18 protein-coding genes are annotated in these 20,724 nt (G+C 38.2%); 13 read left to right on the forward strand and 5 right to left on the reverse strand.

Annotation, left to right across the window (positions count from 1 at the left end):
- Window positions 1-65: 65 nt before the first annotated feature.
- The 3 genes from RMA94_RS08130 to RMA94_RS08140 are packed head-to-tail and all read right to left on the reverse strand — an operon-like array spanning window position 66 to window position 3,433.
- Entirely contained in the window at window positions 66-1,184 is a 1,119-nt protein-coding gene (locus tag RMA94_RS08130) for an HlyD family secretion protein (protein ID WP_005075213.1), read from the reverse strand.
- 39 nt (window positions 1,185-1,223) lie between these two features.
- Window positions 1,224-2,867 (reverse strand): MFS transporter, encoded by a 1,644-nt coding sequence (locus RMA94_RS08135; protein ID WP_014205911.1) that lies wholly within the window; start codon window positions 2,865-2,867, stop codon window positions 1,224-1,226.
- Complete coding sequence (locus RMA94_RS08140; protein WP_002120318.1) at window positions 2,864-3,433, reverse strand: TetR/AcrR family transcriptional regulator; 570 nt, start codon at window positions 3,431-3,433, stop codon at window positions 2,864-2,866. The genes RMA94_RS08135 and RMA94_RS08140 overlap by 4 nt, the downstream gene beginning before the upstream one ends.
- A gap of 179 nt (window positions 3,434-3,612) precedes the next feature.
- Between RMA94_RS08140 and RMA94_RS08145 the strand changes: the two genes are divergently transcribed.
- The 3 genes from RMA94_RS08145 to RMA94_RS08155 all read left to right on the forward strand — a co-directional run bounded on the left by RMA94_RS08145 (window position 3,613) and on the right by RMA94_RS08155 (window position 4,903).
- Window positions 3,613-4,236, forward strand: a complete 624-nt coding sequence (locus RMA94_RS08145; RefSeq protein WP_002120398.1) for a LysE family translocator — start codon at window positions 3,613-3,615, stop codon at window positions 4,234-4,236.
- 162 nt (window positions 4,237-4,398) lie between these two features.
- Window positions 4,399-4,587 carry an NF038215 family lipoprotein gene (locus tag RMA94_RS08150; RefSeq protein WP_202724711.1) on the forward strand — a complete coding sequence of 63 codons (189 nt, stop codon included), beginning with the start codon at window positions 4,399-4,401 and terminating at the stop codon, window positions 4,585-4,587.
- Complete coding sequence (locus RMA94_RS08155) at window positions 4,568-4,903, forward strand: calcium-binding protein (protein WP_311082482.1); 336 nt, start codon at window positions 4,568-4,570, stop codon at window positions 4,901-4,903. The genes RMA94_RS08150 and RMA94_RS08155 overlap by 20 nt, the downstream gene beginning before the upstream one ends.
- 82 nt (window positions 4,904-4,985) lie before the next feature.
- On the opposite strand, the gene metG is transcribed toward RMA94_RS08155, so the two are convergent.
- Window positions 4,986-7,052: a methionine--tRNA ligase gene (gene metG / locus RMA94_RS08160; RefSeq protein WP_311082526.1), complete on the reverse strand. Its 2,067-nt coding sequence runs from the start codon at window positions 7,050-7,052 to the stop codon at window positions 4,986-4,988.
- A gap of 284 nt (window positions 7,053-7,336) precedes the next feature.
- Between metG and RMA94_RS08165 the strand changes: the two genes are divergently transcribed.
- The 3 genes from RMA94_RS08165 (at window position 7,337) to RMA94_RS08175 (ending at window position 10,190) form a co-directional block, all read left to right on the forward strand.
- The gene (locus RMA94_RS08165) at window positions 7,337-7,837 is read left to right on the forward strand and encodes a hypothetical protein (RefSeq protein ID WP_311082484.1); all 501 of its coding nucleotides are present in this window, start codon (window positions 7,337-7,339) and stop codon (window positions 7,835-7,837) included.
- Window positions 7,838-7,982: 145 nt separating this feature from the next.
- Window positions 7,983-9,173 carry an iron-sulfur cluster carrier protein ApbC gene (gene apbC, locus RMA94_RS08170; protein ID WP_311082486.1) on the forward strand — a complete coding sequence of 397 codons (1,191 nt, stop codon included), beginning with the start codon at window positions 7,983-7,985 and terminating at the stop codon, window positions 9,171-9,173.
- Window positions 9,174-9,317: 144 nt separating this feature from the next.
- Window positions 9,318-10,190: a 5'-methylthioadenosine/S-adenosylhomocysteine nucleosidase gene (locus RMA94_RS08175; protein ID WP_311082488.1), complete on the forward strand. Its 873-nt coding sequence runs from the start codon at window positions 9,318-9,320 to the stop codon at window positions 10,188-10,190.
- A 32-nt stretch (window positions 10,191-10,222) separates the two neighbouring features.
- Here the strand turns inward: RMA94_RS08175 and RMA94_RS08180 are convergent, their stop codons facing one another.
- Window positions 10,223-10,789, reverse strand: a complete 567-nt coding sequence (locus tag RMA94_RS08180) for a DUF2062 domain-containing protein (protein WP_311082490.1) — start codon at window positions 10,787-10,789, stop codon at window positions 10,223-10,225.
- 361 nt (window positions 10,790-11,150) lie between these two features.
- Here RMA94_RS08180 and RMA94_RS08185 point away from each other — a divergent pair, with 361 nt between their 5' ends.
- From RMA94_RS08185 to RMA94_RS08215, 7 genes are all read left to right on the forward strand, one after another.
- Complete coding sequence (locus tag RMA94_RS08185; protein ID WP_032004285.1) at window positions 11,151-11,744, forward strand: LysE family translocator; 594 nt, start codon at window positions 11,151-11,153, stop codon at window positions 11,742-11,744.
- A 114-nt stretch (window positions 11,745-11,858) separates the two neighbouring features.
- Window positions 11,859-12,428 carry a dCTP deaminase gene (gene dcd, locus RMA94_RS08190; RefSeq protein ID WP_003653416.1) on the forward strand — a complete coding sequence of 190 codons (570 nt, stop codon included), beginning with the start codon at window positions 11,859-11,861 and terminating at the stop codon, window positions 12,426-12,428.
- 303 nt (window positions 12,429-12,731) lie between these two features.
- Window positions 12,732-14,081 (forward strand): hypothetical protein, encoded by a 1,350-nt coding sequence (locus RMA94_RS08195; RefSeq protein WP_017387217.1) that lies wholly within the window; start codon window positions 12,732-12,734, stop codon window positions 14,079-14,081.
- Between the two features lie 229 nt (window positions 14,082-14,310).
- The gene (locus tag RMA94_RS08200; RefSeq protein ID WP_130174116.1) at window positions 14,311-16,404 is read left to right on the forward strand and encodes a hypothetical protein; all 2,094 of its coding nucleotides are present in this window, start codon (window positions 14,311-14,313) and stop codon (window positions 16,402-16,404) included.
- A 15-nt stretch (window positions 16,405-16,419) separates the two neighbouring features.
- On the forward strand, window positions 16,420-17,145 hold the full coding sequence (locus RMA94_RS08205) for a DUF6160 family protein (RefSeq protein WP_311082492.1): 726 nt from the start codon (window positions 16,420-16,422) through the stop codon (window positions 17,143-17,145).
- A 32-nt stretch (window positions 17,146-17,177) separates the two neighbouring features.
- Window positions 17,178-19,589, forward strand: a complete 2,412-nt coding sequence (locus RMA94_RS08210) for a DUF6160 family protein (protein WP_202733354.1) — start codon at window positions 17,178-17,180, stop codon at window positions 19,587-19,589.
- 161 nt (window positions 19,590-19,750) lie between these two features.
- On the forward strand, window positions 19,751-20,704 hold the full coding sequence (locus tag RMA94_RS08215; RefSeq protein WP_202733353.1) for a DUF6160 family protein: 954 nt from the start codon (window positions 19,751-19,753) through the stop codon (window positions 20,702-20,704).
- The last annotated feature ends 20 nt before the right edge of the window (window positions 20,705-20,724 follow it).

The raw sequence follows: 20,724 nt of genomic DNA on the forward strand, positions 1-20,724 counted from the left end.
TAGAAATTGAGAAAAATAATGATTGATCACATTGTAGCTTTTTAAATAGAGCTTTAAAAAGCTGTTTACGAACTTGTATCGACAGAAGTAATCACTGACATGCCAGGGCGTAAGTGTTCTATTCCTTCTTGATTTGGATCAATGGTAATGCGTACGGCAATTCTTTGAACCACTTTGGTAAAGTTTCCTGTTGCATTGTCAGGCTTTAATACACTGAACTCAGAACCCGCAGCAGGTGAGATCTGCTCAACATGCCCTGTAAATTTTTTGTGTTTCATCGCATCGACTGTGAACCATGCTTTTTGACCAATCCGCATATTGGCAATTTGGGTTTCTTTAAAGTTGGCAATCACCCAAGTTTGCTGTGGAATCAGATAGAGTAATTGTGACCCTGCTGCTACATATTGCCCAACACGAGGGTTCACCTCACCAAGTTGTCCATCCATTGGAGCAACAATGACACTATAGTCTTTGGTAGTTTGTGCCTGATCTAGTTGTGCCTTAGCACTTGAAACTTGTGCTTCTAAGCCAGCTTCCGCGACCTGCGCCGTTTTAAGTGCTTCTTTGGCAACTAAAACATTGGCTTCTGCCTGCTTCAGTGCTGCAAGGTTATTTTCAGCATCTGCTGCGGCTTTATCTTGCTCAGATTTAGAAGCTGCTCCACTATTACCTAACTGTTGATATCGTCTAAGCTGTGCTAAAGAAAGTTCATATTGAGCTTTAACTTGATCTACTTTTGCTTGTGCAGCCACAATATCAGCTTGTTTTTGAGCAATAGACTGTGTCTGATTGGCTAAAGTATTTTTAGCTTGTTCAACTCCAGAAGCCGCTTGCGTTACTTTTTGGTCGTAGGTGGTTGCATCAATATGCATTAATACTTGACCCTTTTTAACGTGGTCAAAGTCCTTAACTAATACATCTTTAACATAGCCATTAATTTGCGACGATAAAATCGTTGTTTTACCTTTAACATAACTATTGTCAGTTTGCTGAACGCTCGTTGCGAAGGGTCCGATTCTCCATGCCCACAAAATCACTAAAATACCAACAATGAGCACAACTAGCATCCATAATAAAGTTGAGCGTTTTGTTGGAATTAGTTTGCTCGCAGGTGCAGGTTCGTTAGATGGAGCGGGAGCTGCTTGAGGTGGAGCTTGTTCTGGTTTGTTTTGATCATCTGACATATATCAATCTCAATTTCTATTTCATCAATAAAGAAGCCATTAAGGACGGCTAATTCCTCTGCGTTGTAGATATTTACTACGTGCAATATTAAATCCACCCCACAAGAGTAGGGCGATAGCAAAAATACCGTTCAATGCAATAACGTCATTGTAGGCACGCACTTGCGCTTCACGAGTGACCACTTGATTAAGTGAGCGCATGGATTGGGCTGTTTGTAATGCTGGGTCAGTAGTCGTAACTGATGCACTGCGTTGATAGGTCGAGAGCCTTTGAGCAACTAGAGGATCTGCTTGTTCTAAATCTTTAATAATCTCGACTTGATAGTTTTGTGTACGGTGTTGTTGATAGGTCGAGAAGAATGAAGACCCAACAAGGCCGCCAAATGTTTGAGTTGCAGAGAACAGCACAATAAAAGTCACCACATACGAAGGACCTTTAGCCAAAGTTTGCGCAAAGCCAATCAGGAGCAATGGCCCAATAAATAAACCACCTGCAAAGCCGACTAAAAACTGACTTGCAAAGAAATTCACAGGTCGAACATCACTAGTTAGGTGATAATCTAGTCCACAGGCCACTAAAATTAAAAATTCTGCAAAAAGTAAGTGGAAGATAATCCGTTCGCGTGAAAAAGTCAGTGCGCTAAAAAGTGTTCCGCTTAAAATCCCCACTAATATGACCACATAGAGTGGAACAAATTGGTCAGGACCCATTCCCATGGTTTTTAAGAAATTAACAGCTGCGTAGCTTTGTTCTGACATTAAAAGTCGAATGGCAAAGGCACCAAAAATGAAGCGTAGGGTCGAAGCGGCACCTAACCAGCGTGTCATAATTAATGGATTGGCGCGATAGTGCTCATAGAGCAACCCCAAAACAACTAAACTAAAACCTGCAATTAAGACGTAAGCGAGCCATTCGCTGTTAAACCACCATAAAATTGGACCTTGCGTGAGCACAATACACAAGCAGGCAAAACCTGGAGCCAATAAAGCAAATGTAAAGAAATCCTGCTTCTCAAAAACATAAATTCTTAAGCTTCGCGGTAATTTCAATGAAACGACCATGGCTAAACAACAAAGTGCTAAGCCGAGCTCAAAGGTATATAGAACAGACCAACTGTCTGTATTTACAAGAAATGGAGAAATAATCCAAGCTAATGGTACGCCAAGTTGCTGAAAACCAAAGGCAATATATATACCTTTTGCCATGTCTGCTTTTTTAAAAGCTTGCATGGTGTAATACATACCTAAAGAGCTTAATGGCGCACCAGCTAAACCAGCTACAACCCGCGCAAATAGGGCCATTTCATAGGTATGCACAAAAATATGCAATACCAGAACTGCAATAAAAATCACGAGTCCTATTTCCGAAAATACTCTCAGGCCATACTGTTGCCGGGCTTTAAATAAAATCAGGTTTGAACTGACATTTGCCATGACATAAGCAGCAGGCAACCAAGCCGCTTCGGAAGGAGTTAGTCCATACTCACCTTGGATTAAAGGTAAATTTGCCGTAATAAAACCATTACTTAAGCTTGCCGAAAGGGCGATAAATAAACCAATAAAAAAGTAAATAAACCGCTTAGGTACAGAGTGTGCAATAGCTGCTGGTGAACCAGGTAAAGTCGGTTGCTCTTCTGGGGTCCAGTCGGGTGGTGTTTCTAAGTAACGAGGCGTTTTACTCATTCTATCCCTCGAATTTTTTGTATTTGAATACCATGAAATAGTAATTCAATTGCTCGTTTTGCTAAGCGAGTCTGTTCTTCTGGCTCATGTCCTTGAAATGAAGAACCCAACATTGCTGTGACCATTGCATAGTCATCGGCGGTCAGATCAGCTCGGCACAATTTTTGTTCTATCGCATTTTCAATCAGTGGGTTAAGTGCATTATTTCGCCGTTCATAAATTTTTAACATAATTGGATCTTGCCGATCAATCACTCTCCAAAAATCTTGCAAAATTGCGAGCTTGGGAAGTTGCCCAATATGTCCTTCAATTAAACGAAATAAACCATCTTCGAATTGTTGAAAATGAGCTGCTTTTTGCTCTAGCTGTGTAATCGCGCGTTCTAAAAGTGCACTAATTAAAGCTTTTCGATCACAAAAATTACGATAGAACGTCGCTCTGCCTACACCAGCGTGGTCAATCACAACTTGTAAGGGAACATTAATACCATGAATGCGAAAACATTCTTCGGCTGCATTGAGTAATTCATCCCGATTATGGGCAGCAATTTTTTGACGTTTACTCATGTCATCGGTTTGGGGAGTTCGAAAGGTTATATATTTAACGGACATTTTTGTCCGTTGTGAAGATCTAAATTGTAAAAACATGAAAATTCAATTTTCATCATTTATATCTTCGCCATTTTTATATGTGTCATAAAAAGCTGTTAGAATACCGCGCAATTGCGTGATGCTAGGTCAATACAATGTTTGAGTCCCTTATTCCTCTTTTTTCAATTGCGATGGCATTGATGCTTGGAGCAATAAGTCCTGGGCCAAGCTTTATTTATGTTGCACAAAATTCAATTTCTAAATCACGTAAACATGGGTTGTTTACCGCTTTAGGGACGGGGACAGGTGCAGCGCTTTTTGGTCTATTAGCAGTTATGGGATTGCAAGCAGTTTTATTGGCGGTGCCTTCTGCTTATCTAATTTTAAAAATTGGTGGTGGTCTATATTTACTTTGGCTGGCTTTTAAAATTATTAAACATGCTAAAGAACCAATTGCGATGGAAAACGATGGCAAATCGAAAATGACCTATAAGCAGGCATATCGATATGGCTTAATTACCCAGTTAAGTAATCCAAAAATCGCAGTCGTGCTAGCGAGTGTATTTACTGCTTTGTTGCCAAAAGAAATTCCAAATTATTACTACGTCGCATTACCAGTGATTTGTTTTATGATTGATGCTGGTTGGTACTCATGTGTGGCAATGCTGCTCTCTTCAGAGAAGCCTCGAAAAATGTATCTGAAAGCAAAAACAGGGGTGGATAGAGTTGCTGGAAGTATTGTGACTTTATTGGGTTTAAAATTAATTTTCTTCAAATGATTATTCTTTAATTAAAATATCTACAAAATCCAAAGCCAGCTATTTATAGTCTGGCTTTATTTTTGCGTAAAATATATACAAATTGAAATATCTTTTTTAGCACTTAAACACTTTAAAAGTGGTAACTTAATAAATAAAACAAAAAGAAATGAGGATCACGTTATGAAAAAACTAATGGTGAGCATTTCTGTAGTTTTTCTCATCTTAACTACAGGATGTGAGATGAGAACAATGAGCAAGCAACAGCCAGAAAATGAGCGGACCATGAGTATTGTGGGTACTCCGGTTCATGAAAAGGATTATAAAATTTCCGATATACAAGTGAATAATCATGAGCAATCTAACTATTAGGTTACTTGCTGGATGTGCAACTTACTGTGTTTTGAATATGGTAAGTGCATGTGAGCCTGCTTCTTTAGATTTGGAGCTTTTTCAGGAAAAATATGATTTAAATCATGATGGCATGTATAGCCAAAAAGAATTTCAACGGGTTGAAGACTTTTATCCTTATAACTGGCCGAGTGATAAGCGTTTTCAAGGTGAAAACAAACAGACAGAGCTATTTCATTATTTAGATGAAAATAAGAATGGCTATTTAACAAATGAAGAGTTGGGAAATATACACGTTTTATTTAATAACCCTTGCGAAGGGTGGCCGTGGTCCTAATTTAGTAAGCCTCTTTTAAACCTATTCAAAGCCCTTAAAAATAAAAAAGCTCCCAATTTAGGGAGCTTTTTTTGAAAGCAGATTAAGAAACTTTATCGCCAGGTTTCGCACCGCTGTCTGGAGAAATAATGAAAATACCTTCACCATTTCCAGCAGCAAGTACCATGCCGTTTGAAATACCAAAACGCATTTTACGTGGTGCAAGGTTAGCAACCATAACAACCAATTTACCTTTTAGGTCTTCTGGTGCGTATTGGCTACGAATGCCACTAAATACATTGCGTGGTTCAGCTTCACCAACATCTAATGTCAATTGAAGTAATTTATCTGAACCTTCAACTGTACCTGCTTCAACGACCTGAGCAACACGTAAGTCAACTTTTAAGAAATCTTCAATACCGATAATTTCAGCTTCACCCACTGCTGGAGTAGGCGCTGCTTTTTTCTCAGCTGCTTTGTCTTTTTTCGCTGCCGCTTTTGTTGCTTCTGGAGCAGGAGCACCTAAAGACTCTTTAGAAGCATCAACCATAGCTGCAACAGCTTTTGGATCAACACGCTGCATAAGCGGTTGGAACTGCGCAATCTCATGGCCTACAAGAATTTGTTTGCGTGACTCGAAATTGAAGCCTTCAAGTTTTAAGAAATCTTGAACTTGTTGAGCTAAAGTTGGCAGAACTGGAGCCAAGTACACTGCGAGTTGACGGAATAAGTTGATACCCACAGAACATACATCAAGAACCTGTTGTTCTTGACCTTCTTGTTTAGCAAGTGCCCAAGGCTTTTTCTCATCAATATATTGGTTTGCACGGTCAGCTAGCGCCATAATTTCACGGATCGCCGTAGAGAATTCACGTGCTTCATATGCAGCAGCGATTGAATCGCCAGCATCAATAAAACTTTGTACTAACTCAGTTTCTGTACAGCTAGCAGATAACGTATTGTTAAAACTGCTGTTAATGAATTTCGCACAGCGACTAGCAATATTAACGACTTTACCGACTAAGTCTGAATTTACTTTCTGAACAAAGTCATCAAGATTTAAGTCAGAGTCTTCAACTTTATCTGAAAGTTTAGATGCAAAGTAGTAACGTAGATATTCTGGGTTTAAATGCTGTAAATACGTCTCGGCCTTAATGAAAGTACCACGTGACTTAGACATTTTTTGTCCATTTACAGTCAAGAAACCATTTACAAAAAGACCAGTTGGAGTGCGATAGTTCGCACCTTCAAGCATTGCAGGCCAGAATAAAGCATGGAAATAAACAATGTCTTTCCCAATAAAATGATAAACATCGTTTTGGCTGTCTTTTTTCCAGAAATCATCAAAGTTTAAATCTGGGCGTTTAGTTTTGATGTAGTTTTCAAAACTAGACATATAACCAATTGGGGCATCTACCCATACGTAGAAATATTTATTTGGTGCATCTGGAATTTCGAAACCAAAATATGGTGCATCACGAGAAATATCCCAGTCTGCTAAACCAGCTTCAAACCATTCATCTAACTTGTTTGCAATCGAAAGAGGTAAACGACCTTCATCACGCGTCCATTTTTGTAAATATTCAGAGAAGTTTGGAAGCTTGAAGAAATAGTGATCTGATGATTTTTCAACTGGTGTTGCACCACTTAAAGTCGAGCGCGGGTTAAGTAACTCAGTTGCATTGTAAGTTGTACCGCACACTTCACATGAGTCGCCGTATTGATCTTCTGACTTACATTTTGGGCATGTACCCTTAATGAAACGGTCAGACAAGAACATCCCTTTTTCTGGGTCAAATAACTGAGTTACAGGGCGAACTGCAATATTTCCAGCTTCACGGTTTTTAATATAGATATCTGTTGAACGTGCTTTGTTTGCATCGCTATGCGTTGAATCGTAGTGATCGAAATGTACGCCAAAACCGTCAAAATCACGGATGTGTTCTTTTTGAACATTCGCAATTTGCTCTTCTGGGCTAATACCGTTTGCTTCGGCACGTAGCATAATTGCTGTACCGTGAGCATCATCCGCACATACATAAGTCACATCATGACCCATTGCTCGCATGGCACGAACCCAGATATCTGCCTGGATGTAACCGAGTAAATGACCCATATGAATTGGACCATTAGCATAAGGGAGGGCATTAGTGACTAAAATTTTACGCACGGATTTCATTCTCTCATTCGTATTTATAAGGTGGAAGATTTTAACTGATGCAGGGAGATAAGCAAAGATTAATAATCTCCAGCTTGGCATAAGCGATTTCTATTAAAATGGATTTTGGTCAGGCATGGTTTCTCTTTAGAACAGATAAACAAATCAAAAAATATTTGAATCTTCCTGTATTGTCTTTGTTTCAAATTGCAGTTACGGTCAGAAAATAAGCCATAACGATGTATAACTAATAACTTATTCAGGTAATTTTTTAATTAACTATGAGGATAACAACGATGACTACAGAAAATAAATTAGATGAATTAAAGGCAAAAGCGGCTGATGCAAAAGTACAAGGTGAAAAAGCTTTGGACGATTTAAAGGAAAATGTAAAAGAGAAGCAAGCTGCTGGTAAAGAAGCAGTTGAAGATAAGGTAGACCAATTAAAGGCAAAAGCGGCTGATGCGAAAGTACAAGGCGAAAAAGCTTTGGACGATTTAAAGGAAAATGTAAAAGAGAAACAAGCTTCTGGTAAAGAGGCTCTTGAAGAAAAAGCAACTGATTTAAAAGGTAAACTTGAGGATGCTCAGCATAGTCTACAAGATAAGTTTGATCACTTGCGTACAGAAGCAGCTCATAAACTTGACGATGCTAAAGCCAAAGCTGCGGGATTAAAGGAAGAGGCTGCTACAAAATTGGATGAGTTGAAAACGCAAGCAACCGCAAAACTTGATGAGTTGAAGAAAACTGCGACCGATAAACTCAATAAATTAAGGAACCATGATTCTGCTGAATAAGCTGATTTAAACTAAAATCTGCACTCCTTACCTAAAAGATGAGATCTGAAGTTAGTAATTATTCATCCCAAGGTGAGCGAGTGCGGAGCAATACTGTTACACTATCTCCATTAAGCTGTAATGATCTGTTTTTGGAGTAAACAATATGTCTTGGCTTTCTTCATTAAAGTCCGTTTTTTCACCCGCACAAGAGGTGAAAGAAGATGAAATCCAAACCGTACTCCAAAATTATTTATTACCGCATTCGAAAGATGCTTTAAAGGAGCGCATTAGTCAGCTTCAAGTTCAGGGTCGTGTATTACAACTTACGATTAATACATTTGCTGATGAAAAAGAGCATTTGCAGCAAATCCATGATGATTTAGCGGGTGCATTAGAAAAGTGCGGTATTGAAGAACTTAATTTACACGTGGTTCAACAAAAGCGCCCTACACAAGAAAGTTTAAATTTACCTCCTGTACTTGACGCCTCACCTAAATCAGAACCAGATCCAAATAATCCACCGATTCAAAAAGCCGCTCCGCAACAAAGAGATGTTCCACTTCACCCTCGCATTAAGAATGTTATTTTAGTTTCATCAGGAAAGGGGGGTGTTGGTAAATCGACAACTACGGTTAATTTAGCGCTTGCCTTGCAAAAGATGGGGCTTAAGGTTGGGGTATTAGATGCTGACATCTATGGTCCAAGTATTCCCACAATGCTAGGAAACGCTGGCAAAACTCCACTTATTGAAAGTGAAAATTTTGTACCTTTAGATGCTTATGGTATGGCTGTGCTTTCTATTGGACATTTAACTGGTGATAACAACACACCTGTTGCATGGCGTGGACCAAAGGCAACAGGCGCTCTAATGCAATTGTTTAATCAAACACTTTGGCCTGATTTAGATGTACTCATGATTGATATGCCACCAGGTACTGGTGATATTCAGCTTACGCTTGCACAGCGTATTCCGGTTACAGGCTCAATCATTGTGACTACTCCACAAAATGTTGCCTTGCTTGATGCCACCAAAGGAATTGAGTTATTTAATAAAGTTGGTATTCCAGTATTAGGTGTTGTCGAAAACATGTCGACTCATATTTGTTCAAACTGTGGTCATGAAGAGCAAATTTTTGGTATCGGTGGTGGTGATAAGCTTTCCGAGCAATACCATATTCCATTGTTAGGCCGTTTGCCTCTAAATGCTCAAATACGTGAACATGCTGATCAGGGTAAACCGAGCGTTGTGGCAATGGATGATGCGGCTGATAGTTATATTGAGATTGCTAAAGCAGTTTGGCAGCAGATTGAAAAAATCCCTCAACGCACACGTGATGATAAGCGTATTTTCTAATTTATTAAAACCCGGCTTTAAGTCGGGTTTTTTTATCATCTGATTAAAATAAAAAATTAAATTACTGAATCCTAATAACAAAGCTGAACTTGAAATTGGCATGTAGATTGCTACCTTACACTTTTTAAAAAGAAAGGTTAAAAAATGCAATTTAAGTATAGTTTGGGCGTAATCAGTTTATGTAGCGCTTTATTTTTAGTTGGATGTAACGATGACAACTCATCTGCTTCACAAACACCAACAGTTCAGGAACAAAAACAGAAGTTACAGCCGATCATTATTCAGGGTGCTTTGCCAGTAGAATCGGAAAGAATGGCTTCAAAATTAGAGAATAAGACTATTGAAGAAATTGGTGGGTGGAAATTCTGGAAGGGTACCTATAACGGTTATCCAATGATTATTTCTAAAACTCGCATGGGTATGAGTAACTCTGCTGCAGCAACTGCTCTAGCGATTGAGCGTTATAAACCGATTGCGATCATTAATCAGGGAACTTCAGGTGGACATGATCCTGATTTGCACGTTTACGATATTGTTTTAGGAAAATATACAACCAATATTGGTGCATTTAGAACACCTAAACAGCCAGTGGGCGGTGGTTCAGACTCACTCACATGGGTTGAGGCTTTTGATGTTTTGCCAACTCAAGAATCAAATCCAGAACCGATTGCAATACGCAAATTTGAAGGTGACCAAGAGTTGTTAATGGCAGCACATAAAGTCCGTTATGATAAAGGTGATGTGGTTGAAGGAACGATTGGTTCAGCAGATGTCTGGAATAATGAGCTAGATCGTATTCAATTTTTCCATCAACGTTATGGTACTTCTGTTGAAGAAATGGAAGCGGCTTCTGTTGCACAAATTGCAAGTCAATTTAACGTACCTTTCCTGGGCATTCGAATCTTATCTAATAATATTACCAATAATGGAGCTTATGACCCTGGTACAGGAGAGGCTTGCCAAGAATATGTGCTTAATGTGGCCGAAGAATATATGAAATCAAAACTGCCAAAATAATGATTTAAACTTAAGCAAGAAGAGTGAAGCTTTTATAAAATCTCTTCTTGCTTCTTTTGACGATGTCTATTTTTCCAGTTTTTAACGACCATCCAGCGCCAGAAAATTTCTGTACATATATATAAAATGACAGCAAATACAAAAGCTTCTACAACAAGTCCAGTCATCAAGATTTTCGCAAGACTAAAATCAATGTGGCCATGGCCGAAATGAGTAATCCAACGAGAAATCTGATGCAATACACCTAGCAACATTTGTTTGTTAATCATATGTACATGAAAAATGTGTGCACCGAACCAAAAACCAATATATAGAATAGGAACTAATGTAAGCGGGTTACTTAACCAAGCGAGCATTAAGCTAATAGGTAAATTTACTTCGAATAGTAAGACCGCCATCACAATAAATACACTGTGAAAAGGAATAGGGAGTAAACCAAAAAAAGTTCCGACAAAAACAGCTCGGGTAATTGATTTTCGATTGACATACCAAAGCACAGGATTAAGGGTCTTTTGACCAAAAATCCTTAGAAATTTCATATTCGAAACTTTCTCGGGGGAGGGAAGCCAAGATTGAAAAAAGTGCTTTGCCATAATCATTAAAGTAGTAGAGCGCGGTGCTCTATATAAAAAATCAGAAATAATATAAGAATTGAAACTTATTAAAAGCTTAAAATTTAAACTTACCATTACTATATATTTTTTATTATAAAGACTTTTGATGGAAAAATAGACTTAAAATAAAAATACTTATGTTACTTAATGCGTAATCTATTTGAAAAGCGTCACAACTGACCGTAAAGTTTTCTTCTCTACTTTTTGAATTAATTTTATAAGTATTTGTTTTTATAAATTTTATTGAGATGGTAAAAATAATTTTAAAAATTTTGTCTTACAATTACCTTTTGCCTTGTAACAGGATATCTATTAATCTGAGATGACTATATTGTGAGGTCATTCAATGATTTCATGGCTTTTTATTGGCTTAGTAGCCACAATTTTACTTACTCCTGGTCCAACCAATACCTTACTAGCTTCTTCTGGGGTACAAGTGGGTTTAAGGAAGTCAGTAAAACTTATTCCAGCAGAAGTTTTAGGTTATGTCATCTCTATTTCTGCATGGGGAATGCTGATTGGAAAAGTGTCTAGCACACTACCAATGCTGCCGCCTATTCTAAAGCTATTGAGCGCTTGCTATATTATTTTCTTAGCCATCAAGTTATGGCATACGGCAAATCAAGAAGTTGAATTAAATCAGCCAACGATTCGTGCTCGTGAGTTATTCTGCGCCACTTTATTAAACCCAAAAGCATTACTATTTGCCTCAGCAATTTTCCCAGTAGGTGCATGGAGTAATTTTCATATTTATTTAATTCATATGATGGCTTATTTAGCGCTTATTACCCCAATTGCATTGTTTTGGATTTTCTTGGGATCGGTTTTAGCTTCTAAGAAAGTGGGTTGGTTAAATCAAACTAACTTGCAAAAAACAGCTTCACTTGTATTGGTCAGCTTTTCAATTCCAATTAGTTATTCTGCTTTACTAAACCTTTAAATGTACCGCTGAGCTATTCTTATTTATTTGAGTAGCTCTGCGTTGTTTTCATAATTGGTTTTTTAAGTTAAAGTACGTCGGAATCAATGAAATTACCTTTTGGATAGAAAATACATGGCTATTAAGTCTGATCGTTGGATTCGCGAAATGAGCGAAAAACACGGCATGATTGAACCTTATGCAGAGAATCAAGTCCGTTTTGATGAAAATGGTGAAAAGTTGATTTCCTACGGGGTCTCTAGCTATGGTTATGATGTACGCTGTGCCCGTGAATTCAAAGTTTTTACAAACGTACATTCTGCAATTGTCGATCCAAAGAATTTTGATGACAAAAGTTTTATCGATATTGAGTCTGATGTTTGTATTATTCCGCCAAACTCATTTGCCCTAGCGCGTACAATTGAATATTTCCGTATACCTCGCAATGTGTTAACAGTGTGTTTGGGTAAATCGACCTACGCTCGTTGTGGTATTATTGTAAATGTGACTCCATTAGAGCCTGAATGGGAAGGTCACGTTACGTTAGAATTTTCAAATACAACAAATTTACCTGCACGTATTTATGCTGGGGAAGGCGTAGCACAAATGCTATTCTTTGAAAGTGATGAAGTATGTGAAACCTCCTATAAAGACCGTGGTGGTAAATACCAAGGTCAAACAGGTGTTACGCTTCCTAAAACTTAATCTTTCCTCGATGAAAAGATTTTAAAAATAATGGGTCACTTAGGTGGCCCAATTTTATAAATAAAATTTTTTTGAGAAGCGTTTATCGGAATTATGATAAACGACAGTTTCCTTTTGTAAAAAATGATATAAAATGATCAATAATTGATTTGTTTTTTTTGTGCTGTATCACAGAATTTAAAAGCAAATGTAGTTGATATAGGCTCTCTTTGATAATGTTTAGTTAAATATTTATCAAATGCAGATAGGCCAAATAAAAAGAAATTAAACAGGATTATGCCCCCACGGATACGGAGGTCGGCCATGCGACAGTTTACGTCTCTTCGAGTAGCACTTTTGACACTTGGAAGCTTATGTTTTTCTTCAGCTTACGCTGCTTCTACACTAGTCCCTATGTCAGATTCGGAACTATCAGCAACTCGGGGCCAAGCCTTGATGAGTATGTCTTATATTGCACCTAATGATTCGGCAAATCTGGAAAAATTGCGTGATAGCAGTAGTAATGTAGGATTTTATAAATTAGGTTTAGAGGCCGAGTTAGAAATTAATGCCAATATTCGTAAACTGCAGTTAGGTTGTGGTGGGGTAAATGGTGCGGGCGGCTGTGATATTGATTTTGATAATGTTAGTTTAAGTGGTGTAGCAGATACACGCGAGGGCCGGGTAGCAAGCGATGCTAAACTGACAAACCCTTTTTTCGAATTGGCAATAAAGAACCCAAATAGTGCATCAACTCGTGAAGTAGCTGGTATTCGCTTGAGTGCTGAAGCAGTTGAAGGGCTTTTAACTATTGGCACAGAAAACTCAGCTACACCAAATGGTATTAATAGTTTAAGTGGTTATATGGTAGTAGCACCCCAAGTAGGTGCGGCGACTGTTGAGGCTGCACGCATCACGCAAACAGGTAGTCCTGCTTGCGGCGTATATCCATCTCCTTCGGGTTGTGGTGTTAACCAAGCAATTACAGGTAAAGCTAGAGGTGAAATTGCATTAGGAGCAGGATTTAATCTTGATTTCCAGACTAAGTCTTATGATATAACACTGTCCCCTACCCAAAAAGCACAGTTATCATTACCACAATCAATTGTATCCGGACACCGGATGAGCAGTGTAAATTTATTAGCCTCTGCTATAGTCAATGGTATTGATTTGTCGGGTACACTGGCAGCTGATGTTGATATCCTTGGGGGAATTACGTTAAATGGTAATCTTCGTGGGACCATTAATAATTTACCTGTAACAGTACCGTTGTTAGAAAATTTAGGTTATATCCATAAAATTGATTTGAGTGGTAGTCCATTATCATTATCGATGCAGGGACAAGATATACGTTGGCCTGGAACAGTATCAACAGCAATGCGTGGTTGGTGGCTAGAGTTATCAAATCCAATAGATATTGGTCGAATTGACCCGACTAATAGTGTCGTTATTAAAACAGATACTATTAGAGATGCACTTACTGAAGTGAGTAAAGAATTAACCCAGAATCCATTAAACTGTGGTTTCTTGGCTGTAAATTGTATTGGTGGTGATTTTAATGTTGGGACAAGGGATTTATCAAACGCGAGACCAGCAGTACTAGAATTACAGAATTTACAATTAGCTAATCAGTCTTTTGCTCCAAACTGCTACGGAAGTTTAAAATTCTGCTAAGTATGAATGCATAGTTTTAAATTTTACATTCATCGGAAAAGTAAGTTTTTAAGCTCTTTTTTTTGCATTCGTGCAAATATTGCGCATAATGGAAATGTGGAAGGGTTGGCAATATCTATTTGGATTTGCCTTCTAGTCTAGGGAGAAAAGGAAAAATTCACCTAGCATCAAGGATTGTTAAAGAAAAATAAATATGGTGCGCGGCATCGTATAAAACAGGAAGGTCAAGATGACTACACTTAATTATACGGTAAGGTTTCAAAAAACCGTTCTGGCAAGTTTAATTGGCTTTTGTATAAGTCAGCCAAGTTTTGCTCTTGAAGAACTTTCTGATGCAGGTTTAAGTGAAACCACTGGGGAAGGTATTGCTATCTTGCCACAGAATACTTATATGGTATTTCGTGGAGCTGGAGCGAATGAAACTACAAACCAAATTTTAACTGACCGCACTAAAGATACGGGTTATATCAATTATGTACCTGTAGGTCCATTAAGTATGACTTCGGCAGACACCAATAAAAACGGTTCGGTTGATTCAGGTGACCGTGCAGTGGGTAAAGCTGATATTTATCTTTATGGCCTTGCTTTATCCAAATCTGATAATAATACTAATACACGTATAGCTTCTACTGAGACAGCAGCAGCAATATCAAGCTGGGGTACAGCTGTTAACCCTTGGATATTTAAAGTTGCAACTGAAAATTCAGTACCGAATTTTAGTGCAAATAATTGTACAGGTGCGACTGATCCTACTTGTCAATTAACCTATCTAGCTTTGGAAGCACCTTTATATGAGATTGGAACAAAAGATACGGCTGGTATAGATGCTTATAAGTTGAAACTAGGTCTATGGTCCGATATCTTTGTTCGAAATCCGAATAAAATAAATGGAGCAGCAGATCAATTTAATTATGGCGACTCAAATGGTTTAATTGGTACAAGTACTGATGCAACTCGTGCAAACCGTCTTCGTTTACAAGGAGTGTGGAATAACTTTAGCTTAAATGGCAGCCGTTTACAGCTTTTCCAAACATTAGGCGGAGCAACATCTGCTGGTGGAATGAGCCCTTTTTATAATAATACTTTGGGGGTTGCCGGAGTTATACGTTTGAATAGCGGAGACAGCAAGGATGTTAAGGCTATTACTACAAGTTCTCTAACTGAGGGATCTACTACTACTCCGTGGACTCTTATTCATGCAGGTGCTAATTCAACATTAAGTACAAGCACAACAGGTGATTGTAATAATGGAGGAACAGGAAGTTTTGGTACCTCAGCGGGATGCCGCTATTATGTAGAAAAACGTACACGTACAGATAGTAAAACTGCCACAAAAACGTGGGATGCTTCAGGTTTATCGAATGCTGGAGTTTTACGTTTGAGTACACGTGAAACGAGCGATAGTGGAAACCTTATCACACCTGCAATTAATGGTGGCGTAGCACCCACTTTTGATGCTAACGAGGGAGTTTACCTTTATAACCCAAATATAAATCTTGTATTAGGTACTTTGTACCAGCCTTTGATTTTAGGTTCTGATGGTAAAAACTTTAGTTTAGAAATTGCCCGTATTGCGAATAAACCAGAAATTTATAAACAAATTTATACTGACTATAGCGGTGTGGATACCTCTTATAAAGGCTCAACTTGTAACGTTTATCAATGTGGTAACCAACTAACTTTAGGCGGTAAAAATTATCAAGGCTATAATGCAACACACAGTAGTATTACCATTGGTACTGCCTTTAGTGAGGATGGCGGAAAAACTCTAAGAGCTTCAACCGATGAAGGAGCAGTAGGTATTTCGTTTGGTAAGTTAAATTCAGGTACGGTTTCACGAACAACTTATTCAAATCAGATGACTGAAGTACATTATAAACAACGTGGAGTAAATACTCAGACGTGGGTTCAGTCTTATAGTTGTACTCTATTTATTTGTGGTGCTGGTACAACAGGATATTTATATCAGTGGGAATATAATAATGGCTCAACACCTTGGGCAATTTTAGCTCCAACAACAAAGCCTGCTGATGCTACATGTTCTCCAACTATTGGTTGTAGTAGCACTTCTGGAACTACACCTATGTATGGTTCAATTGCAAACCGTGTTTGGGCAAACTCATCAGCTGTTTGGTTAACTGCAGCAAATAATGAAGTAAATAATTTAATTGGCGCTAATAATGGAATGACAGGTACAACTTTTCCAACATTAAATCAGGCGCCCACACCTGTTATAAATTCTAGCCCAATAAATAACCTGGGGTCTGCTGTCATTGACGGTGTTTTAATCCAGCACTTGAAACTTACAACTAAAGGCCTATAAGAGGAGGAGAGTGATATGAAAAAAATAACTGCTTTAATCCTCGCTCTTTGTGCAACGGTCACTCATGCAGAGCTACAAACTTTAGATAATGAAGCATTACAGGCGATTAATGGTCAGGCGGGTGCTGATTTATCTTTAATGCTTAATTTAAACCAGACAGCTAACGGTGTATTTGACAATGGTAGTGGAGGTGTCTGTGAGAACGTAGAGTTTTGCCATATTGGCTTGGCAATTAATAAGCGTTTTGTACAAGCAGATTCGACCAAACCAAGTGGTTGGGCCGAAAATAGTGATAGTGGTAATAAACTTTGGCTTGTATTTAAAGGCGTACAAGGTACTTTAAATATTCAAAAGATGGGTTTGGATGGCGCTGATTTAAAGTATTTGGATAAAAATAATACTGAAATGATTAAGCCTGCTATTCAGCTTAGTTTTAGTGCGGCACAGCCAATTTTAATTCGTAACTTTGGTTTTAATGCTTTATCAATTGAGCAAGATAACTTTACCAGCTCAACAACAGCGCAAGGGTCGAGTGCAAATATGTATGATTATGCATATTTCAAAAAGCCAACTTATGCGGCCACTGCTAATAGTGCAAACCAGCAAGTTGCTACTGCAACACCATCGGCGTATGACCATGGACGTGAAACTGGCTTTATGGGCTTGATGATGAATGGGAATTTGGCTATCCAAGGAAAAGTCATGGTCTTTAGCTGTGATGGCAGCCATCCTCGTTGTTAAGGGTTAATGTAGATTTCAAAGGAACTGAAGTGATGAAAAAAAATAAAGAAAATCACAGCTCAAAGTTTATTTTAAACGCATTAACAACCAGCATGTTGTTAGTGAGCGGACATGTTTTTGCTTTAGAAGCTTTAACAGATGCTGATTTAAGTGCTGTTAATGGACAAGATGGAATTTCGATTCAAACGACGTTTAATGAAATCAATATTGATAATGCTTACTGGGATGATCATGCAGGTACACCTAGTAGTGCTGATCAGGTCTTAAGAGCACAAGCGGGCGGGATAAAAGTTCAAAAAAGTAATGCATCTAGTCAACCTTTAAGTACAAATTATCGGTTAGATGTAGGGAGCAATGCAACTACGGGTAAAACTGGACTCGACTTTTCTATGCAAAGCAGTCCATCACTCATTACTGTAAATAGTTTTAAAGTATGTAATAATTCTGCTACTTGCTCACCGACAATGGGGCAGTTGGCTATTCAAACAACTTCTCCTCTAAATTTGGCACTTACAACCCAAGATGGTCTATTTAATGCAAATAGTCAGTCGAGCATGACGCTTGGTATTAATAATGCCAATATTTATTTAGGGCAATTAGATGCTCGTAGTCAGCTAAATCAGTTAATTTTAAGAAATTTTAACTTTAATTTTGTTGGGAAAGGGGCAATGTTGATTGACCCAACTCGTGGCGTAGTTTTACAGACAAATACTGGAACTAATGTCGCTGGTGTAGGGCAAACACCGAATAGTACCTATGGTTATGTTGATTTTAACCGTGTAGCAGATTCAGCTTCTGGTTTAACTGCGGGTACTTATGTTGACAGTAGTGGAAAAGTAACTAATTCAGGCCTGAATATTGAGGTCATGTTAAGTTCTAATGTAGATAAAACTAACCCTTATGCTTTAGATGCAACCAATAGTCCCCAAAATGCGAAAGGTTTGATTCGTTTAGGTGCTAGCGGACGTATGGTAAATAGTTATTTACAAGTCCGTGGCATGGATGGTACGGCGGACACCACCACTTTAGGCACTGCAAATACCGCTACGGGTACGGGCTCAAGTAATAGTATTTTAGGTAATTCTGGGATTGCCTTTCGTATGAAAGGTGAATTCACTAAAGACAATGACTCAATGTTGGGCTCAGATGGCAAAGCAACCACTTTAGAAATTGGTGGGGCAGGTCTGAATGCCTATGGTTTCGAATTTGGTAATTTAACAGGTCTTAACTCAGCTACACGCGGTTATTTTGACAGCGGAAATATTTATTTAAATCTTGCTGATACAAAAACATTATTAATGCCAAACAACGCGACTTTAAATGCAATTCGTTTAGGATCTGGCACTTTAACGACAGCTGCTGATTATCAGCATAATATTCACCGTGATACGGTGACTAATCCGTTTAGCTTAATTCTTGCGATGCGTGGAGCAGAGTTTCAAGCATTTTCAAGACGCGGTCGTTTTACGACAAGTGCAAATGTTGCTGCTGCCAATCAGTTTGCAGACAATGGTGCAAATAACCAGTGGGGCTTAGCATTACCTTTTTATAATTTAAATGCTAACGCTGCTGTATATGGTTTAGATGCACCAGCAAATAGTGCCTATTACTATACCAAAGATGCAAATGGTAAGCCTATTCGAAATGCTGTAGCTGCATCTGGAACCACTTCGCGTTTAGGTTTTGGTATTGCTGCTGGAACTACGGGACGTGATACGACTGGAACTAAAACAACCTCAATTTTATTAATTGATGGTTCTCCAAATGCTAATAATGGTGGTAGTCCTACTGATTATTACATGGGCTTACGTAATATTGATATGTTCCTCAAAGGCAATGGAAGTATTGGTTTAGAAAATGGCAGTCTTAATATTAGTTTAAAAGAGATGCTACTTGCTTTATCAATGGAAATTGCAGCTGGTTATTTACCAGGGGCTAAATATAAAACTTGTCCAGCGACGGGTTCATGTACTTCACCTATTGATAATTTTGCCAAAAATAATGATGTGTTATTTGGTCTAAAACTCCGTTTAGGTGGCGATCTTAACTTATCAATTGTGCCAAATAGTTCAATTGCAGATGGTAGTGCCTTAACTGTACTCGGCGATTTCACAGTGCCTGCGACAGCAACTGGAAATACGGTTCAAATTAGTGATCCGATTGATGGTTCTGCAATTGGTTTTGATAATATTACAGGAAAGCTAGCGTTTAATAGTGCTTTGGTTGTGGGTAAAGATACAACAAGTGGTTTAGGTAAAGTTGGCGTAAATACGGCGGTTTATTTTAACCCTGATAAGAGTATTGACGGTGCATTACGTGTTAAAGATATTAATTTCTATCCGCCTTCAACAGGAGCGGGAGCACGTTTAGGTGAGCTTGCAATTACGGGTGGACGTTTAAATAGTAGCTTCAGTATTGTGCCTAGAAATGGGGCCTTTAACTAATAAATAAAAGTGACAATTATCGTCACTTTTTTATATAAATTTTATTTTAGTGTGATTGGATTTGCATTCGTCGGGTTATAGAGATAATTGCTTTGTACTTGAATATTATTCTGATAGTCTGAACAAATAATAAGCGTTTGTCTCTTAAGGATTAGAGCGACATGAAGAATAAAAATATAGGGTTTTGGCTGCTACTTGCCAGTAGTTCAAGTGTTTTTGCAATGCAACCTTTGGATGATCAAAGCCTTGCAGCAGCGACGGGTCAAAATGGCTTAACTTTAGGAATTCAGGCCGATAAAGTTAAATTTAATCAAGTCGCACTTATTGATACTAATGGTATTGCTTCAACTTCTTATAACAGTAAAGCTGGTTTTGTCATTGCTGGAAACTCTACTAACCCAGTTCCTGGTATAGAGTTTATTAAAGCCGCTGTATCGGGTAATCCTTCTTTTAATATTGCAATGGATACCGATGCTGGGGGTGGAAATCCTTTTTTAAATTTAGCTATATCTATGGGGAATGATGTAAACGGAATTCGACTTCTACCTTTTTCAGTTTATTTAGCCCCAAGTACATCTTTATCTAGCCCATCCGATTATGCATTAACAAGTTATGCACCAAAATCAATTTTTAGTTCGGGAACGACAGTAAATACGGGTGTAAAAGAAATCATTCGCTCTACTGGAAATCTAGATATTAACTTTTTATCAACCAATAAACCCCGCTTAAATATTCAACTGGGTCATGCTGCCCAATCCGTTATGGTTAAATTTGGTGGAGCAATTCAGTCTATTTGTTCTGCTGCTACGGGTTGTCCAATTACTTTAGTGTCCGATAATACAGGTGCTACATTTGGGTTTAAGTTTGCAGGAACAAATACCTCAACTGGTTTTGTGTTAGATGGTTTTTATGCAGGTGTTGAACCAACTGGATTAACTTTTGGGAATACAGGCGCATCTAGTAAATTTGATGCTTCACTTAATAATGTCACTTTAGGGAATATGGGTACTCAAAATACAACAACGTTTAATAATTTACCTAATGGTTCTATGGGGAGTTTTGGTGTCACTGGCGTTTCTGTAACTGACTTTAAAATGAAAGTAAGCGGCTTTTAAAAAAGAATAATAGCTTAACC

Origin of the sequence: Acinetobacter sp. V115_6, assembly GCF_031799025.1 — a bacterium.
Classification (GTDB): Bacteria; Pseudomonadota; Gammaproteobacteria; order Pseudomonadales; family Moraxellaceae; genus Acinetobacter; species Acinetobacter pittii.

Coding starts and splice junctions, on each gene's coding strand:
- RMA94_RS08210 (WP_202733354.1), top strand. CDS start 17,178: ATGAAAAAAAATAAAGAAAATCACAGCTCAAAGTTTATTTTAAACGCA.
- apbC (WP_311082486.1), top strand. CDS start 7,983: ATGTCTTGGCTTTCTTCATTAAAGTCCGTTTTTTCACCCGCACAAGAG.
- RMA94_RS08180 (WP_311082490.1), bottom strand. CDS start 10,789: ATGATTATGGCAAAGCACTTTTTTCAATCTTGGCTTCCCTCCCCCGAG.
- RMA94_RS08150 (WP_202724711.1), top strand. CDS start 4,399: ATGAAAAAACTAATGGTGAGCATTTCTGTAGTTTTTCTCATCTTAACT.
- RMA94_RS08185 (WP_032004285.1), top strand. CDS start 11,151: ATGATTTCATGGCTTTTTATTGGCTTAGTAGCCACAATTTTACTTACT.
- RMA94_RS08155 (WP_311082482.1), top strand. CDS start 4,568: ATGAGCAATCTAACTATTAGGTTACTTGCTGGATGTGCAACTTACTGT.
- RMA94_RS08130 (WP_005075213.1), bottom strand. CDS start 1,184: ATGTCAGATGATCAAAACAAACCAGAACAAGCTCCACCTCAAGCAGCT.
- RMA94_RS08215 (WP_202733353.1), top strand. CDS start 19,751: ATGAAGAATAAAAATATAGGGTTTTGGCTGCTACTTGCCAGTAGTTCA.
- RMA94_RS08165 (WP_311082484.1), top strand. CDS start 7,337: ATGACTACAGAAAATAAATTAGATGAATTAAAGGCAAAAGCGGCTGAT.
- RMA94_RS08175 (WP_311082488.1), top strand. CDS start 9,318: ATGCAATTTAAGTATAGTTTGGGCGTAATCAGTTTATGTAGCGCTTTA.
- RMA94_RS08200 (WP_130174116.1), top strand. CDS start 14,311: ATGACTACACTTAATTATACGGTAAGGTTTCAAAAAACCGTTCTGGCA.
- RMA94_RS08195 (WP_017387217.1), top strand. CDS start 12,732: ATGCGACAGTTTACGTCTCTTCGAGTAGCACTTTTGACACTTGGAAGC.
- RMA94_RS08140 (WP_002120318.1), bottom strand. CDS start 3,433: ATGAGTAAACGTCAAAAAATTGCTGCCCATAATCGGGATGAATTACTC.
- RMA94_RS08205 (WP_311082492.1), top strand. CDS start 16,420: ATGAAAAAAATAACTGCTTTAATCCTCGCTCTTTGTGCAACGGTCACT.
- dcd (WP_003653416.1), top strand. CDS start 11,859: ATGGCTATTAAGTCTGATCGTTGGATTCGCGAAATGAGCGAAAAACAC.
- RMA94_RS08145 (WP_002120398.1), top strand. CDS start 3,613: ATGTTTGAGTCCCTTATTCCTCTTTTTTCAATTGCGATGGCATTGATG.
- RMA94_RS08135 (WP_014205911.1), bottom strand. CDS start 2,867: ATGAGTAAAACGCCTCGTTACTTAGAAACACCACCCGACTGGACCCCA.